This window comes from Paracoccus sp. (in: a-proteobacteria), assembly GCF_030538755.1.
Taxonomy (GTDB): Bacteria; Pseudomonadota; Alphaproteobacteria; order Rhodobacterales; family Rhodobacteraceae; genus Paracoccus.
Window position 1 is genome coordinate 1 of sequence record NZ_JAUNTJ010000024.1, and the last position, 15417, is coordinate 15417.

18 protein-coding genes, 1 tRNA gene, 1 other RNA gene and 1 pseudogene are annotated in these 15417 nt (G+C 63.6%); 15 read left to right on the forward strand and 6 right to left on the reverse strand.

Going from position 1 to position 15417, the window contains the following annotated elements; genetic code table 11:
• Positions 1 to 30 precede the first annotated feature (30 nt).
• From Q4G14_RS12925 to Q4G14_RS12930, 3 genes and pseudogenes are all read right to left on the reverse strand, one after another.
• The gene (locus Q4G14_RS12925; protein WP_368661369.1) at positions 31 to 669 is read right to left on the reverse strand and encodes a tyrosine-type recombinase/integrase; all 639 of its coding nucleotides are present in this window, start codon (positions 667 to 669) and stop codon (positions 31 to 33) included.
• A pseudogene (locus tag Q4G14_RS15080) lies at positions 554 to 858 on the reverse strand (Arm DNA-binding domain-containing protein). Before Q4G14_RS15080 ends, Q4G14_RS12925 begins: the two are co-directional and overlap by 116 nt.
• A 188-nt stretch (positions 859 to 1046) precedes the next feature.
• A tRNA-Glu gene (locus Q4G14_RS12930) sits at positions 1047 to 1121 on the reverse strand.
• 222 nt (positions 1122 to 1343) lie between these two features.
• On the opposite strand from Q4G14_RS12930, the gene Q4G14_RS12935 reads away from it, so the two are divergent.
• Genes Q4G14_RS12935 through Q4G14_RS12960 form a run of 6 tightly spaced genes read left to right on the forward strand, consistent with a single transcriptional unit; the run spans position 1344 to position 5330 of the window.
• Positions 1344 to 1826 (forward strand): hypothetical protein, encoded by a 483-nt coding sequence (locus tag Q4G14_RS12935; RefSeq protein ID WP_303362171.1) that lies wholly within the window; start codon positions 1344 to 1346, stop codon positions 1824 to 1826.
• A gap of 60 nt (positions 1827 to 1886) precedes the next feature.
• Positions 1887 to 2174 carry an Asp-tRNA(Asn)/Glu-tRNA(Gln) amidotransferase subunit GatC gene (gene gatC, locus Q4G14_RS12940; RefSeq protein ID WP_303362172.1) on the forward strand — a complete coding sequence of 96 codons (288 nt, stop codon included), beginning with the start codon at positions 1887 to 1889 and terminating at the stop codon, positions 2172 to 2174.
• Positions 2171 to 3655: an Asp-tRNA(Asn)/Glu-tRNA(Gln) amidotransferase subunit GatA gene (gatA, locus tag Q4G14_RS12945; protein ID WP_303362173.1), complete on the forward strand. Its 1485-nt coding sequence runs from the start codon at positions 2171 to 2173 to the stop codon at positions 3653 to 3655. Before gatC ends, gatA begins: the two co-directional genes overlap by 4 nt.
• A gap of 31 nt (positions 3656 to 3686) precedes the next feature.
• Entirely contained in the window at positions 3687 to 4235 is a 549-nt protein-coding gene (locus Q4G14_RS12950; protein ID WP_303362174.1) for a hypothetical protein, read from the forward strand.
• A gap of 3 nt (positions 4236 to 4238) precedes the next feature.
• Positions 4239 to 4910 (forward strand): N-acetylmuramoyl-L-alanine amidase, encoded by a 672-nt coding sequence (locus Q4G14_RS12955; protein WP_303362175.1) that lies wholly within the window; start codon positions 4239 to 4241, stop codon positions 4908 to 4910.
• A 9-nt stretch (positions 4911 to 4919) separates the two neighbouring features.
• The gene (locus Q4G14_RS12960; protein WP_303362176.1) at positions 4920 to 5330 is read left to right on the forward strand and encodes a GFA family protein; all 411 of its coding nucleotides are present in this window, start codon (positions 4920 to 4922) and stop codon (positions 5328 to 5330) included.
• On the opposite strand, the gene Q4G14_RS12965 is transcribed toward Q4G14_RS12960, so the two are convergent.
• The gene (locus Q4G14_RS12965; RefSeq protein WP_303362177.1) at positions 5270 to 5926 is read right to left on the reverse strand and encodes a hypothetical protein; all 657 of its coding nucleotides are present in this window, start codon (positions 5924 to 5926) and stop codon (positions 5270 to 5272) included. The two genes, Q4G14_RS12960 and Q4G14_RS12965, sit on opposite strands and share 61 nt — an antisense overlap.
• A gap of 99 nt (positions 5927 to 6025) precedes the next feature.
• Between Q4G14_RS12965 and rnpB the strand changes: the two genes are divergently transcribed.
• Positions 6026 to 6391: RNase P RNA component class A (gene rnpB / locus Q4G14_RS12970), an RNA gene on the forward strand.
• A gap of 112 nt (positions 6392 to 6503) precedes the next feature.
• Positions 6504 to 6671, forward strand: coding sequence for a 50S ribosomal protein L33 (gene rpmG, locus Q4G14_RS12975; protein ID WP_303362178.1), 168 nt, complete (start codon positions 6504 to 6506; stop codon positions 6669 to 6671).
• Positions 6672 to 6904: 233 nt separating this feature from the next.
• On the opposite strand, the gene Q4G14_RS12980 is transcribed toward rpmG, so the two are convergent.
• Positions 6905 to 7879 carry an alpha/beta fold hydrolase gene (locus Q4G14_RS12980; protein WP_303362179.1) on the reverse strand — a complete coding sequence of 325 codons (975 nt, stop codon included), beginning with the start codon at positions 7877 to 7879 and terminating at the stop codon, positions 6905 to 6907.
• Positions 7880 to 7883: 4 nt separating this feature from the next.
• A complete protein-coding gene (locus Q4G14_RS12985; RefSeq protein ID WP_303362180.1) occupies positions 7884 to 8168 on the reverse strand; it encodes an SCP2 sterol-binding domain-containing protein in 285 nt (94 codons plus the stop codon).
• A gap of 177 nt (positions 8169 to 8345) precedes the next feature.
• On the opposite strand from Q4G14_RS12985, the gene Q4G14_RS12990 reads away from it, so the two are divergent.
• The 7 genes from Q4G14_RS12990 to Q4G14_RS13020 all read left to right on the forward strand — a co-directional run bounded on the left by Q4G14_RS12990 (position 8346) and on the right by Q4G14_RS13020 (position 15317).
• Positions 8346 to 8813, forward strand: coding sequence for a hypothetical protein (locus Q4G14_RS12990; RefSeq protein WP_303362181.1), 468 nt, complete (start codon positions 8346 to 8348; stop codon positions 8811 to 8813).
• Positions 8814 to 8817: 4 nt separating this feature from the next.
• Positions 8818 to 11781 carry a helicase-related protein gene (locus Q4G14_RS12995; protein WP_303362182.1) on the forward strand — a complete coding sequence of 988 codons (2964 nt, stop codon included), beginning with the start codon at positions 8818 to 8820 and terminating at the stop codon, positions 11779 to 11781.
• On the forward strand, positions 11778 to 12233 hold the full coding sequence (locus Q4G14_RS13000; protein WP_303362183.1) for a nuclear transport factor 2 family protein: 456 nt from the start codon (positions 11778 to 11780) through the stop codon (positions 12231 to 12233). The genes Q4G14_RS12995 and Q4G14_RS13000 overlap by 4 nt, the downstream gene beginning before the upstream one ends.
• Positions 12233 to 12517 carry an RNA-binding S4 domain-containing protein gene (locus tag Q4G14_RS13005; RefSeq protein WP_303362184.1) on the forward strand — a complete coding sequence of 95 codons (285 nt, stop codon included), beginning with the start codon at positions 12233 to 12235 and terminating at the stop codon, positions 12515 to 12517. Before Q4G14_RS13000 ends, Q4G14_RS13005 begins: the two co-directional genes overlap by 1 nt.
• Before the next feature lie 87 nt (positions 12518 to 12604).
• Complete coding sequence (gene fdxA / locus Q4G14_RS13010) at positions 12605 to 12943, forward strand: ferredoxin FdxA (RefSeq protein ID WP_303362185.1); 339 nt, start codon at positions 12605 to 12607, stop codon at positions 12941 to 12943.
• A gap of 328 nt (positions 12944 to 13271) precedes the next feature.
• On the forward strand, positions 13272 to 13781 hold the full coding sequence (locus Q4G14_RS13015; protein ID WP_303362186.1) for a CarD family transcriptional regulator: 510 nt from the start codon (positions 13272 to 13274) through the stop codon (positions 13779 to 13781).
• Between the two features lie 111 nt (positions 13782 to 13892).
• A complete protein-coding gene (locus tag Q4G14_RS13020; protein WP_303362187.1) occupies positions 13893 to 15317 on the forward strand; it encodes a Hint domain-containing protein in 1425 nt (474 codons plus the stop codon).
• Positions 15318 to 15417 lie beyond the last annotated feature (100 nt).

The window sequence follows — 15417 nt, forward strand, 5'->3', positions numbered from 1 at the left end:
CTCGGCAATCGCTCTCGCCGCTACGGTCATCTACTGGCTATGAGTCCTGAGCCTAACGCCTGCCGCCTCAAAACTGTCCAGTTGATCGCTCCACCATTGAAGTATTTCGGCCCGTTCATCGAGATACAGCGCCGCGTTGTAAGCAGATCGGACGGAGTCTCCGGGCACATGGGCAAGCTGCCGCTCAATCGCATCGGCGCGCCAGAGGCGGGACTCGTTTAAGATGGTCGACGCGGTTGACCGGAATCCGTGGGTGGTAGCCCGGCTATGGTAGCCCATGCGGTAGAGGGCAAAGAGCATGGTGTTTTCGCTCATGGGTCTGCCGCGCGTCCCTTCGGCTATCCATGGCGATGCTCCTGCCAGCGCCCGCAGCCGTTCCAAGATCGCCTTGGCCTGCCGGGAAAGGGGAATGATATGGTCGCGCCCCGCCTTCATCCTTGCGGCAGGGATGCGCCACAGATCGCCGTCAATCTCATCCCAGCGCCCATACCGCACTTCATTTGTCCGGGTCATGGTGTGGATAAGCAGTTCAAGCGCCAAGCCGGTTCGCGCTTCACCATCGAACGCCCGCAGCCGTTGCAGGAATTCGGGCATGTCTGCCGCCCGTAGCGCCGCCATGTGGCGGGTCTTGGGTGGTGATGGTATCGTGGCGCGCCGGGTCGATACCATCAGCAAGCGTCTTCTTGGCCCGGTCACGCAGCGCGCGGGCATCGGCAAGGGTCACCTGGGGTATGCGCCAAAGGCAAGAGTCTTCTGCTTTCCATCGAACCGATAAGCCAGACGCCACAGCTTTGAGCCGTTCGGGTTGACCAAGAGGAACAGCCCACCGGGGTCACTGTATTTTTCGGTTTTTTTCAGGCTTTAAGCCCCTCAATGCGGTGTCGACCAGTGCCATGAATCACCTGTTGGTATCGCGGAAAATTTCGATACCCACATATGATACCAACAGGGCCGGGATGCACTGAGACGCATGGAGACAGAGTAGGATTGATTTTAAACGATTTTCCGTCCGGTTGGGAGCCATGGGGACAGAAAAATCGTGGTGTTGGCAGCCCGTAGGGGAATCGAACCCCTCTTTCCAGGTTGAAAACCTGGCGTCCTAACCGATAGACGAACGGGCCATCATGGCGGCTGCCGGGTCTGCCCGGCGGCGTGGAGCGGTGTTTAGTCAGGCGCGGCGGGGGACGCAAGGGGGAAAATTGGCTGCTGTCGATTTTTTCTGTGGCGCGGCTTTTGTCGGGTGTTGGATTAACCATCGCGGGCGAAAACTGTTGCGCGGCGGGGGGCGGATTTGCCATTTCGATGAGGCAAGGGCGTTCGGCGGGGCCGACAGATGGGGGCGGATGGATCATATCGCGGTCATTGATTTTGAGGCCAGCAGCCTTGACGGCTGGCCGGTTGAGGTTGGGTTGGCATGGTGCGATGGCGGGCAGGTGCGGGTTTGGTCTTCGCTGATCCGGCCCGAACCGGATTGGGATATGGCGCTGTGGGACATGCAGGCAGAGGAGATTCACGGTATCACACGCGCGCAACTGGACGATGCCCCGGATGTGGCGCAGGTGGCGGCGGCATTGATGGGGCATATCGGCGCGCGCGGGCTTGTCAGCGATGCGCCCGGTTTTGACCAGTTCTGGCTGGATCAGCTTTTGCGCGCCGCCGGGGCTGGCGCGACACCCAGGATCGAGGATTTTCACCTTCATGCCTTCGAACATTTCGACCGCGACCTGGCGCGGTGGCGGCAGATGCAGGATGATCTGGAACAGGGCGACATCCGGCATCGTGCGGGGGCCGATGCGGAGCGGCTGTTGCGGGCGCTGACGGGCTGACCGCGCTTCTTGCGCGTTGCCAGCCCCGGCTGTAAACCCGCGGCAACGAAAGGATCAGACATGTCCATCACCCAAGACGAGGCCCGCAAGGTCGCTCATCTGGCGCGGATCGCGGTCGATGAGGCCGACCTGCCCGCGCTGGCCGACAAGCTGAACGGCATCCTGCATTTCATGGAGCAGTTGAACGAAGTCGATGTGGACGGGGTCGAGCCGATGACCGGCGTCACCCCCATGCGGCTGAAACGGCGCGCCGATGTCGTGACCGATGGAAACATGCCTGAAAAGATCCTGAAAAACGCCCCCGACGCGCGCGAGGGCTTTTTTGCCGTGCCGAAGGTGGTGGAATGACTGCGCTGAACCAATTGACCATTGCCGAGGCGCGCGATGCGCTGACCAAGGGCGAAACCACTTCGGCCGAGCTGACCCAAGCCTGCCTGACCGCGATTGAGGCGGCGGGGGCGCTGAACGCTTTCGTGCATCACACGGCGGATCAGGCGCGCGAGATGGCGGCGGCGGCAGATGCGCGGCTTCGCGCGGGGGGTGCGGCGCCGATGACTGGGATTCCCTTGGGGATCAAGGATCTGTTCTGCACCAAGGGCGTTCCGGGGCAGGCGGCCAGCCGGATCTTGCAGGGGTTTCTGCCCGAATACGAATCGACCGTGACGCAGAACCTGTGGAATGCGGGCGCGGTTATGCTGGGCAAGCTGAACATGGATGAGTTCGCCATGGGGTCCAGCAACGAAACCAGCGTTTACGGCAATGCGGTGAACCCGTGGCGCGCGGCGGATGGTGCGGCGCTGACGCCGGGCGGCTCGTCCGGCGGTTCGGCGGCGGCTGTGGCGGCGGATCTGTGTCTGGCGGCGACGGGCACCGATACCGGCGGTTCGATCCGCCAGCCTGCGGCTTTTACCGGCACGGTCGGGCTGAAGCCGACCTATGGCCGGGTCAGCCGCTGGGGGACGATCGCATTTGCCTCCAGCCTGGATCAGGCCGGGCCGATGACGAAAACCGTGCGCGATGCGGCGATCATGCTGGGCGCGATGGCGTCGGGCGATGACAAGGATTCCACCTGCACCGACCTGCCGGTGCCCGATTACGAAGCCGCGCTGACCGGCGATATTCGCGGCAAAAAGATCGGCATTCCGCGCGAATACCGCATGGACGGGATGCCGGCGGAAATCGACGCGCTGTGGCAGAAGGGTGCGGATATGCTGCGCGATGCCGGGGCGGAGATCGTGGATATTTCCTTGCCGCATACGAAATACGCGCTGCCGGCCTATTACGTCATTGCTCCGGCCGAGGCGTCGTCGAATCTGGCGCGTTATGACGGGGTGCGCTACGGCCACCGCGCCAAGCTGGGGCGCGGCGACGGCATCACCGAGATGTATGAAAAGACCCGCGCCGAAGGCTTTGGCCCCGAGGTGCAGCGACGCATCATGATCGGCACCTATGTGCTGTCGGCGGGGTTCTATGACGCCTATTACAACCGTGCCCGCAAGGTGCGCGCGCTGATTAAACGCGACTTCGATCAGGCTTATGCCAGCGGAATCGACGCGATTCTGACCCCGGCCACGCCGTCTTCGGCCTTTGCGCTTGGGGCGATGGAATCGGCTGATCCGGTGGAAATGTATCTGAACGACGTGTTCACGGTGACGGTTAATTTGGCCGGTTTGCCGGGGATTTCGGTGCCGGTCGGGCTGGATGACAAGGGTCTGCCGTTGGGGCTGCAACTGATCGGCCGCCCGTTCGAGGAAGGCGATTTGCTGAACCATGCCTTTGTTCTGGAACGTGCTGCGGGATTCGTGGCCAAGCCGGAACGCTGGTGGTAAGGTCGGGCTGATCTTGGGAAAGGGGCAGGCAATGCGGTTCTGGGCGATGATGGCGGCGGCGGCCGTGGCGGTGGCCGGATGTTCGATTAACGAAGGGGTGAACCCGAATTATCAGATGGGGGATGCGGGGCGTTACGATGAATATCGCCGTGACCGCGAGGTGGCCTTGGTGACGGGCGCAGAGCCTCCGCGCACCGTGCCGGTGGCCCGCCCCTTTGATGCGCCGACCGCCGATGACATCATGTGGAAACCTGCACCGCGTCAGGCCGCTGCGACGGTTGCGGCCACGACGCAGGCACCGGCGGCGCAGACCGGGCGCTATGGCGGTGCGACACCGGTTCTGACCCGCTTTGCCTTTGCCGCGCAGCACGCGCCGGGCACTCGGGTCTGGGCGCGGCCTGCGGGTGGAACTGCGGCGCAGGCGGCGCGGGCTTGTGCGCCGTTTGCGAATGCCGATCAGGCGCAGGTGGCCTTTCTGACCGCTGGCGGGCCAGAGGCTGACCCGCGTGGCATGGACCCGGACGGGGATGGCTTTGTCTGCGGCTGGAACCCGGCGCCGTGGCGGCAAGCGCCGCTGTAGGCCATGGGTTGGCCTTCGCCCAATCACGGCGACCGGCGCGGGCAGGTGCCTGATTTGATTGTGATTCACTACACCGGGATGCCCGATTGCGCGGGTGCCCGCGCCCGGCTTTGCGACCCTGATGCCGAGGTTTCGGCGCATTGGCTGATTGATGAACAGGGCCGGGCCGAAGCCCTGGTGCCCGAGGATCGCCGTGCCTGGCACGCCGGGGCAGGATCGTGGCGCGGGCGCGATGATGTGAATTCGCGCAGCATCGGGATCGAGCTTGCCAACCCCGGCGACCGGCCCTTTCCCGAGCCGCAGATGGCCGCGCTTGAGCTGCTGTTACGCGGGGTTATGGCGCGTTGGCAAATTGGCGCTGCCGGTGTGATCGGTCATTCCGACATGGCACCGGGCCGCAAGATCGACCCCGGCCCGCGCTTTGATTGGGCGCGGCTGGCGCGGCAGGGGCTGGCGGTCTGGCCGGGGCAGGGGGATGATCGGCCTTTGGCGGAATCGCTGGATGCGATCGGCTATCCGGCTGTGGATGCCGATGTGCGGCTGGCGGCGTTCCGGCTGCGGTTCCGGCCATGGGCGCGTGGTGCAGAAGGTGCAGGCGACCGGCGGGCGGCGGCGTGGTTGGGGGCTGCCGCCCCCGGTCTTGCCTGCGGCAAGCCCTCCCCCGCGGATATTTAAGGACCAAAGATGCCGGATTGGGTCAAGGGCGCGTGTCATTGCCGGGCGGTGCAGTTCGAGGTGCGGCTGACGGATGGGCTGGCGACGGCGCGGCGCTGTGATTGTTCGATGTGCCGGATGCGCGGTGCGGTGGCGGTATCGGCGCCTTTGGATGGATTAAGGGTGGTGCAGGGTGCCGAGAGCTTGGGCCTGTATCAGTTCGGCAGCCGCGTGGCCGAGCATTATTTCTGCCGGGTTTGTGGCATTTATACGCATCACCGGCGGCGGTCGAACCCGAATGAATATGGGGTAAATCTGGCCTGTCTGGCCGGGCATTCGCCGTTTGATCTGGTCGAAGTGCCGGTGATGGACGGGCAGAATCACCCGCGCGATGGCGGTGGCGGGGTTGCGGGGGTATTGCGGTTCTCGCCGTCTTCATAGCAAAGCGGCGGGCGTGGCCAGCCTTTTTGGGTGGAGCTGTTGCCTTGGAACCAATCCGAGCCGAGGGCGATTATGAGCACCTCTAGCGGTATCCAGGGGTTCGGCGCCTGGGGGTCGTGTTGTGCGTACAGGGCGTCTGAGAAGGGCGAGGCATCGCTGCCGCAGGGGGTTTCGGCCCCGGCATTTCGCAAGATACGATCCAGATTGGCGACCAGATAGTCGTGGCTGCGGGCGATTGCGTTTTTGTTGGGCACCTCGGCGCAATCGCCGCGGAAAACCTGAAAATTTACGGGGGTATGCAGCGGGCTTTCGTTGAAAAACACCACCTCGCCCGCCAAAATCCCTGCGGCGAGAAATCGGATTCGTTCCCTTTCGGCGGTGTCGGCATCCCAGCCGTGGCGGGCGCGGGCGAGGCGGGTCAATTCTTCGCTGTTGATAAAGCAGCCGGGATGGCCATCTGCGGCGTATTGATCCACGGGGCCGATAGCTGCCTGAACTTCGGGCGAATCCCATGTCAGTTGGCTGGGGATGAGCGGTATGTCTGCTTGAGCGGCGCGGGTCGCCAGTGCTGCTATGAAATACGTGGTCAGCCGCATTTTAGCCCCCTTATCTTTTGCGAAATATTCGAGCGGGGCGCTGGCGTGTCAAGCTGGCGCCATTGACAGCCTGCCGCCCGAACCGCATATCCCCTTTGCGCGGATGGTCGGATGACCGCGGGCCTCGGCCCGAGGAAAGTCCGGACTCCATAAGGTATCGGTGCCGGGTAACGCCCGGCGGGGGCAACCCCAGGGAAAGCGCCACAGAGAACAGACCGCCCGCGTCCGCGCGGGTAAGGGTGAAACGGTGGGGTAAGAGCCCACCGGGGGGCTGGCAACAGCGCCCGCATGGCAAGCCCCACCGGGAGCAATGCCGAATAGGGACCACGCGCCTTTGGGCAGGGCGGCCTTGCCCCAGTGGTCCGGGTTGGCAGCTTGACGCCCGCAGCAATGCGGTGCGCAGAGGAATGGTCATCACCGGGGGCGACCTCGGGACAGAATCCGGCTTACAGGCCGTCCGCGCGTTTTTCAGGCCGATTTTGCTGCGTTTCCGGTTGACTCTGGCGGTCGGGTCAGTAAAAGGCGGGCTTCACGGAATTTTACGGCGGGCCAGCCTGCCGCAGCAGGAGCATGAACCATGGCGAAGCCGACGACGATCAAGATCCGTCTGAACTCGACCGCCGGGACCGGGTATTTCTACGTTACCAAGAAAAACGCCCGCACCATGACCGAAAAGATGGTCGTCCGCAAATACGACCCGGTCGCCCGGCAGCATGTTGAGTTCAAAGAAGGCAAGATCAAGTAAGATCGCGCCTTTTCTGGAATTGCACGAACCGCGCCTGATTTGGGTGCGGTTTTTGCGTTTGTGACTGTGCTGGAGTGGTGAGGCAGGCCGTGGAAAAGGTGCTGCCGCCAGCCCAGGGCGATTCGGTCAGGCCGTGGTCTGTTCTGTCGCGTCACTTTGCCCATTGGCGCATGATTGGCCGCGCGAGTGGGGCGGGATATCATGGCCCTGTTGGCCGGGCGTCTGTGAACACCTCAGCTGGCTGCGGCGAACAGGTCGGTTGCGGCCGTCAGAAAGCGGTCGCGCAAGGGGGCGGCCTCGATCATGATCTCATGCCGTGCGCCGGGGGTTTCCAGCAGTTGCGCGCCTGTCCAGCGGGCGCAGCGGTCGCGGATCGCTGATGCCGAGACGATCTTTTCCGCCCCGCCCAGTGATACCAGCACGGGCAGTTGGGGCGAGGGCAGCGCCGCAAGGCGTGAACATTCGTTCAGCGCCCCGGCCACCCAGTCAAAGCTGGCACCGCCAAGGGTCAGGTCGGGCCATGCCGATGCCTCTTGCAGCAGGCGGCACCATTCGCCGGTGTCGGTGGTCAGCAGGTTGGCGCTGAAACTTTCGTCCAGAACATAGCAGCCCGCCGCAGCGCCGCTGCCCGGTGCGGCCTGACTGCCGCGCCCCAGACGCCCGGCCATATAGGCGATGCCAAGCGCCATGCCGCGCGGGATCTGCCCCAGGTTGATCCCCCACATCGGGGCCGAGAATACAGCCGAGGCCACCGGCAGATCGTTCATCAGCGCAGCCAGACCGATACAGCCGCCCATCGAATGGGCCAGCAGATGCCATGGCCGGGGCAGTTGCAGATCTGTCGCGGCCAGAATCATTTCCACCACATCGCGCTGATAGTCAGCAAAGGCACCCACATGCCCCGCGCGTGAGTTGGGCAGCAGCCTGTCGGCCATGCCCTGACCGCGCCAGTCGATTGCCAGCGTTGCATAGCCCCTCGCCGACAGTTCGGCGGCGACAGGGGCGTATTTTTCGATATATTCGGTCCGGCCCGGAAACAGCAGCACGGTGCCTGCGGTCGCGGTCTGGTTCCAGACAGCCAGCCGCAGGCGGATACCATCATCCGCGCGCACCCAAAAGGCTTGCGCGGGGGGCAAGGTCTCGCCCGGCAACTGGTGGAACGGGGCGGCCTCGATTCCGGGGCCGCCGGTCAGCGGGCCGGTTGCCATCCGATCAGGACAGCGCGGTGCCCAGTTGCATCGCCAGCCCCATCGAGCCGTCGATCTTCAGCTTGCCGGTCATGAAGGCCATGGTCGGGTTCACGCTGCCGTTCAGGATGCCTTCAAAGGTTTCTGCGGATGCGGTCAGCGTCACCTCGGCCGGGTCATCGGCGGCGCGGGCGCCGTTTTCGTCGATGATGATTGCGCCTTCGCCGTCGATCACGAATTTCGCGGTCGAGCCAAAGCTGCCCAGCTTTTCATTCAGGGCGATGACCGCCTTGTTCACAACATCGCTCATTTCTTCACACTCCTTGTGCTTTTGCTGGTCACCGACCGCTTCGTCGGGTTAGATCGGGTTATGGTTGACCTGAACGGAAGTTTCCATCTTGTCGTTGCGGCATTCAAGCGCGCAATTATTACTATTTCGTTGATGCTGGCAGGTTTTTCGGCGGCATTTGCACAAAATTCGCCGGATATGGATGCTTTGTTCGCGCAGCTTGCTCAACCAGAGGGCGAGGCGTGGCGGATCGCCGAATCGGATATACTGCGTGAATGGTCGCGGTCGGGGTCGGCTGCGATGGATGTGCTGCTAAGACGCGGCGAACAGGCGCTGGATGCGGGCGATGCCGATGCGGCCATCGGCCATCTGACCGCGCTGACCGACCACGCCCCCGATTTTGCCGCCGGGTTTCAGGCCCGTGCAAGCGCCTTTGCCCTGCGCGGCGATTACGGCCCCGCCGCCGCCGATCTGGCCCGTGTGCTGGAACTGGAGCCCCGCCATTTCGCCGCGCTGACCCAGCTTGGCGGCATGTTAGAGGAAATCGGCGACCAGGCCCGCGCCCGTGCCGCCTATCGCGCCAGCCTTGACATTCACCCCCATCAGCAAGAGGCCATCGACGGCGTGGCCCGGCTGGACAGGGCCTTGGCCGGAACAGGTATCTGACTGCATGAGCGATATGAACCGCCGCGTGACGGCTGTGCTGGGGCCGACGAATACCGGCAAGACGCATCATGCGATCCAGCGGATGCTGGCGCATCGCACCGGCGTGATCGGCCTGCCGCTGCGGCTGTTGGCGCGCGAGGTCTATGACCGCATCGTGGCCGCGCGCGGGCCAGGCGTCGTGGCGCTGGTCACGGGCGAGGAACGGATCGTGCCCGACCGGGTGCAATACTGGGTCGCCACGACCGAGGCCATGCCCGAGGTCGGCGCCGATTTCGTGGCCATCGACGAAATTCAGCTCTGCGCCGACCCGGAGCGTGGCCATGTCTTTACCGACCGGCTGCTGAATATGCGCGGGCTGCATGAAACCATGCTGCTGGGGTCCGACACGATGCGCCCGGCCATCGCCGCGCTGATCCCCGGCGTTCAGTTCCAGCGCCGCGACCGATTCAGCGCGCTGACCTGGGCCGGGTCGAAAAAGCTGTCGCGGATGCCGCCGCGCAGCGCCATCGTGGGGTTCAGCGTCGATGACGTCTATGCCACGGCCGAGCTGCTGCGCCGTCAAAAAGGCGGTTGCGCGGTGGTCATGGGCGCGCTCAGCCCCCGCACGCGGAACGCTCAGGTCGCTATGTATCAGGCCGGAGAGGTGGATTATCTGGTCGCCACCGACGCCATCGGCATGGGGCTGAACCTCGACATCCGGCATGTGGCCTTTTCCGCGACGCACAAGTTCGACGGGAGACGGATGCGGCCGCTGTTCCCGCATGAAATCGGCCAGATCGCGGGCCGCGCCGGGCGCCATACCGAACCGGGCACCTTTGGCGTGACTGGTGATGTCGCCCCCTTGGACGAGGGCCTGATCGAGGCCATCGAAAACCACCGCTTTCAGCCGATCCAGCGGCTGATGTGGCGAAATGCCGCGCTGGAATTCGGCACGCTCGACCGGCTGGTCAGCAGCCTTGAAACGCAGCCCAACAGCCAGTGGCTGACCCGCGGGCGCGAGGCGGATGATCTGCACGCGCTGAAATCGCTGCGCGATCTGCCGGAAATTCACGACCGCATCAGCCACCCGCGCGACATCCGGCTGTTGTGGGATGTGTGCCGCGTGCCTGATTTCCGGGGGATTTCGCCGCAGGAACATGTCAGCCTTTTGTCCCGCATTTTCAGCTTTTTGCATGACGGGCGTGGCATTCCGTCGGACTGGATGGCAAAGGCGGTGTCGCGGATTGATAAAACGCAGGGCGATATTGACGCTTTGTCAAAACGTTTGGCGTATATCCGCACATGGACTTATGTCGCGCAAAGAACTGGCTGGGTTCAGGACGAAAGCCATTGGCGCGGCGAAACCCGCGCTGTAGAAGACCGCCTGTCAGATGCGCTGCACGCCGCGCTGACGCAACGATTTGTGGACCGGCGCACATCCGTGCTGCTGCGCCGGCTCAAACAGAAGGAGAGCCTTGTGGCCGACGTGAATGACAAGGGCGAAGTAACGGTCGAGGGCGAATTCGCCGGTCGGCTGGAAGGTTTCCGTTTCCGCCCCGACCAGACCGCCAGTTCGGACGAGGCACGGATGCTGAACCGCGCCAGCTACGAGGCGCTGCGCCCGGAATTCCACCTGCGCGCCGACCGATTCTATAACGCCCCCGATACTGAACTGGATTTCACCGAACAGGGTGGCCTGATGTGGGGCAGCTCTGCCGTGGGCAAGCTGGTGCGTGGCGGCGACCCGCTGCACCCCGGGGTTGAGGCTTTCGTCGATGACGAGGCCGGGCCGGACATCGCCGACAAGGTGAAACGCCGCCTGCAACATTTCATCGACCGCAAGATCGCCACGCTGTTCGAACCGCTGCTGGCGATGCAAAAGGACGAGGCGCTGGCGGGGCTGGCGCGCGGCTTTGCTTTCCGTCTGGTCGAATCGCTGGGCATCCTGCCGCGCGATGGCGTCGCGAACGAGGTCAAGGAACTGGATCAGGAATCGCGCGGCCTGCTGCGCAAGCATGGTGTGCGATTCGGCCAGTTCACCATCTTTATGCCCGCGCTGCTGAAACCCGCGCCGACGCGGTTGCGGCTGGTGTTGTGGTCGCTGGCCGAAGGCTTGGCCGAATTCCCCGAAAGCCCGCCGCCCGGTCTGGTGACGATCCCGCACCTGCCCGAAGTGCCGCGCGGGCATTACACGCTGTCGGGCTATCACCCGGCAGGCGACCGGGCGATTCGCATCGACATGCTGGAACGTCTGGCCGATCTGATCCGCACGCAGGACACGCGGGCGGGGTTCGAGGCCAATCCCGACATGCTGTCGATTACCGGCATGACGCTGGATCAGTTCGCCGGGCTGATGGAAGGTCTGGGCTATGCCGCCGAAAAGGGCGAGCGGCTGAAACAGCGCGCCGAACCGGCGGCGGCTGTCCCTGAACCCGCCGCCGCCCCTGAAGGTGAGACAGGCGCGATCCTGACCGAAGAAGAATCGGTTCTGGCCGCCGAAACCCGCGCCAGGTGGGAGGCCGAACAAGCCGCCCGCAAGGCAGCCGAAGCCGAAGCTGCTGCCGCAGAGGGTGGCGATGCGGCGGCTGCCGAAGGTCAGGATGCCGAGGCGACGGCAGACCCTGCCGCGCCGGAAATGGAAACCTTCTACACCTTCCGCTGGGCGCCCCGCCCGCGCGGCAATCGCCGTCCGCAGGGGGATCGCCCGCAAGCTCAGGGCCAGCGTCGCGGCCCGCGCCGCGACGGCGCTCAGGCCGACGCGCCGCAGGGCGAACGCCGCGAACGTCACGGCAAGGGCGGCAAGCCGGGCGAGGATCGTTCGGGCAACCACGACCGCCATGGCGAAGGCAAGCCGCGCGGCAAGGGCGGCCCGAAAAAGGGCGGCAAGCCCGGCGGGCAGGGGCCGAAAACCTTCTCCTCCCGCCCCGAGAAAAAGGCCGATCCCGACAGCCCCTTCGCCATTCTGGCGCAGCTCAAGGGCAATAAATGACGGCTGGGGGCGCGGCGCTTGTCCGCGCCTTTTGGTCGGCGATGAACGGAAATGACTGGGGCGCGGTGGCCGAACGGTTTCTGGCCCCCGATTTCACCGCGTTCTGGCCTCAATCCGCCGAGGTGATCGAGGGGCGTGATGCCTTTGCCCGCATCAACGCCGCCTTTCCGGGGCAGGGCGGCTGGCGGTTTCAGATCGTCAGCCTGCTGGCAGATTCGGCCGACAGCACCGCGCCAGATGCTGTTTCGCCCGGCAACGGCGATAACATCCGCGTCGTGACCGATACCCGCATCACTCAGGCCGATCACAATATCACCGCCCGCGTTATCACCTTTCACGACATCGCCGGCGGGCTGATCCGGCGGCAGACCGAATTCTGGCCCGACCCTTATCCGGTGCCCGAATGGCGGCGCGGGATGCTGACGCTGGACCCTCAACGGGCGCGGTTCTGATGACGGGCGACGATACCGCGCGGCTGGACAAGTGGCTGTTCTTCGCCCGCATCTTCAAATCGCGCGGGCTGGCGGCCGAACGGATCGAGGGCGGCGGCGTGCGCATCAACGGCGCGCCGGTGCGCAAGCCGGGCCGCACCATCCGCCCCGGCGACCAGATCACCGTATCGGCGCAGGGGCGCGTCATCGCGCTGCGCGTGCTGGCCCCCGGCACCCGGCGCGGCCCCGCGGCCGAGGCGCAGGGCCTGTATGAACTGCTGGGCAACGATGCGTCGCAGGCGTGATGGCGCTGCCGCTTTTCGCCGCGCCCGGCCTTGAATGATCGGGCGCCTGCGCGTAACTAGCCCCTCGAATAATAGGGAACGCGCGCCATGACCTATGTCGTCACCGACAACTGCATCATGTGCAAATACACTGATTGCGTCGAAGTCTGTCCCGTGGATTGCTTCTACGAGGGGGAAAACACGCTGGTGATTCACCCCGATGAATGTATCGACTGTGGCGTGTGCGAACCGGAATGCCCGGCCGATGCGATCCGCCCGGATACCGAACCGGACATGGAAAAATGGGTCGAATTCAACCGGGAATATTCCGAAAAGTGGCCCGTTATCACTCGTAAGAAAGACCCGATGCCCACGGCCGAGGAAATGGACGGGGTTGCGGGCAAGCTGGACAAATACTTTTCGCCCAATCCCGGCGAAGGCGATTGATCTGCGCGGTTGCGCCGCACCTGCTGCGATGCTGATTCGGCACCGCAGCATTGGTGCGTTTCGGCCCTTCATTTGTTAACGCATTGATAAGATTTGTATCCCCGCGCGGGGTTGGCAGGCGGCTCTGATCGCGCAAGCCGCTTTTTTTATGGCGTTTTTTGTGTTATGTTGCTGTCACAATCGCGCTGCCCGCTGCGCGCGCATCCCCAGATGACCCGCCCTCTGCCGGTGCGGGTGACATAACGAAAACCACAAGGGCCAAGGGCGGTCGCTGCCGCCCAAGGCCCTTTGTGTCCTGCATCCCGCCGGGCACATGCAAGAGGAAGCCATGTCGAAAACGAAAAAAGCCGAATTTCGCCCCGATGATTTTGTGGTCTATCCCGCCCATGGTGTGGGGCGGATCATGTCGATCGAGGAACAAGAGGTTGCCGGGCTGCGCCTGGAAATGTTCGTGATTTCCTTTGAAAAGGACAAGATGACCCTGCGCGTTCCGACCGCGCGCGCCACCGAAATCGGGATGCGCGGCCTGTCCAGCCCCGATCTGATCGCCAAGGCGCTGGAAACGTTGAAGGGCAAGGCCCGCGTCAAGCGCGCGATGTGGTCGCGCCGGGCGCAGGAATATGAACAAAAGATCAATTCGGGCGACCTGATGTCCATCGCCGAGGTGGTGCGCGACCTGCATCGCAACGACGACCAGCGCGAACAGTCCTATTCCGAACGCCAGCTTTACGAAGCCGCGCTGGACCGGCTGACCCGCGAAGTCGCCGCTGTCGGCGGGCTGGATGAAGGCGCGGCGCAAAAGCGCGTGGACGAGGTGCTGACCAGCCGCGCGGCGTGACTGGCGCGGCATAGCGGCAAAAGGGCACCTTGCGCGGGTGCCCTTTTGCATAAGAATGTCATAAAATCAGCCGGAAAGGTCAGTTGACTCTGATACCTGCCGGGCCTAGCAGTGATACTGCCGGATACCCGGCCCAACCGGCGGCGTGCCGCCTCGATACCGCGATTATGCGGCTGTCTGAAAGGATATATTATGGCTACTAAGCAGACGTTTAAGTGGACTGATTATGCGAACAGTTCAACCTCGACGACCAGCGTAAAGGACGGCTTTACCTACGACGATGAAGGCCCGGCCACCATCCGTGTTGATCCGGCAAGTGGCGCGGGTGCGGCCTCTATTCAAAGCACTGGCAGCAGCGGTGTTGCGCAAACGACCCCGCAGGGTAACGACCCCTCTGGCACCGCCTATGACAACCAGTCGGAAATGCGCATCGGCCTGCGGAGCGGGCAAAGTGTAACCACAAACATCAACTTTGACCCCGACAGCACACCTGCGGACCCGGCCAATCCCGGAGTCGAGGTGACGAATGTCGATTTTCGCATCTTGCGTCTGGAAAACGGCCAGACAGGCGTAAACAGCGCAACATCAAGATCGGCAGTTACGATCAAAGCCTATGATGCCGATGGCAATCTGGTTCCCATTACGGTCACTCCGGGCAATATGGTTGATGTCACGACCAATGCCGATGGTTCGGTGATGGTCACGGGTAGATTGGCTTCGGGCAGTTCGACCGGCACCAGAAACTGGGGGAACCAAGGCTACCCCCCGCATAATTCCACAGCGATTTCGCGGGCTGAACAGGTGTCCGCGCTGGTCCAGATCGCCGGGCCGGTCGCCCGGATCGAGGTGACAGCGACATATACTGGAACGAACGCCAACGGTGAAGCATATCCGACGATGACCGATATTAATTATTGGTCGGAAGCAGTCGTTTGTTTTGTCTCGGGCACATTGATCGAAACCGATCAGGGGCTGGTTGCCGTCGAAGACCTGCAAGAAGGCATGATGGTGCTGACGCGGGACGAAGGTTTCCAGCCCGTTCGTTGGGCCGGGCAGACCCGTTTGCCGCTGATAAAGCAGGATAATGTTCGCCCGATTCGGATCAAGGCCGGTGCTTTGGGGGATGGTATTCCTTCGGCTGATTTGCTGGTCAGTCCGCAGCACCGGATTTTGGTGCGTTCGGCCATTGCCCACAGAATGTTTGGCACGGACGAGGTTTTGGTCGCTGCCAAGCAATTGCTGCAACTGGATGGTATCGACATTGCCGATGATATGGATGCGGTGACGTATGTTCACTTCATGTTTGATCGGCACCAGATTGTCTTGTCCAACGGCGCGGAAACGGAATCGCTTTATACCGGACCCGAGGCGATCAAATCCGTGGGCGCTGCCGCGCGTCGGGAAATCTTTGCAATCTTTCCCGAACTGCGTGACCGCGATTACATGCCGGAACCGGTCCGGCATCTGGCCTCGGGGCGGATGGGGCGCAAGCTGGCTGTGCGCCACGCGCAAAACCATAAACCACTGGTCAACTGATCGCGACAAGGCCCGCCCCTCTGGCGGGCCTTTCCCGTTTCGCGGCCCTTGCATGTCGTGGACAAGGGGCCGTGCTGCGCCTATAAGGCGCGCAAAATCC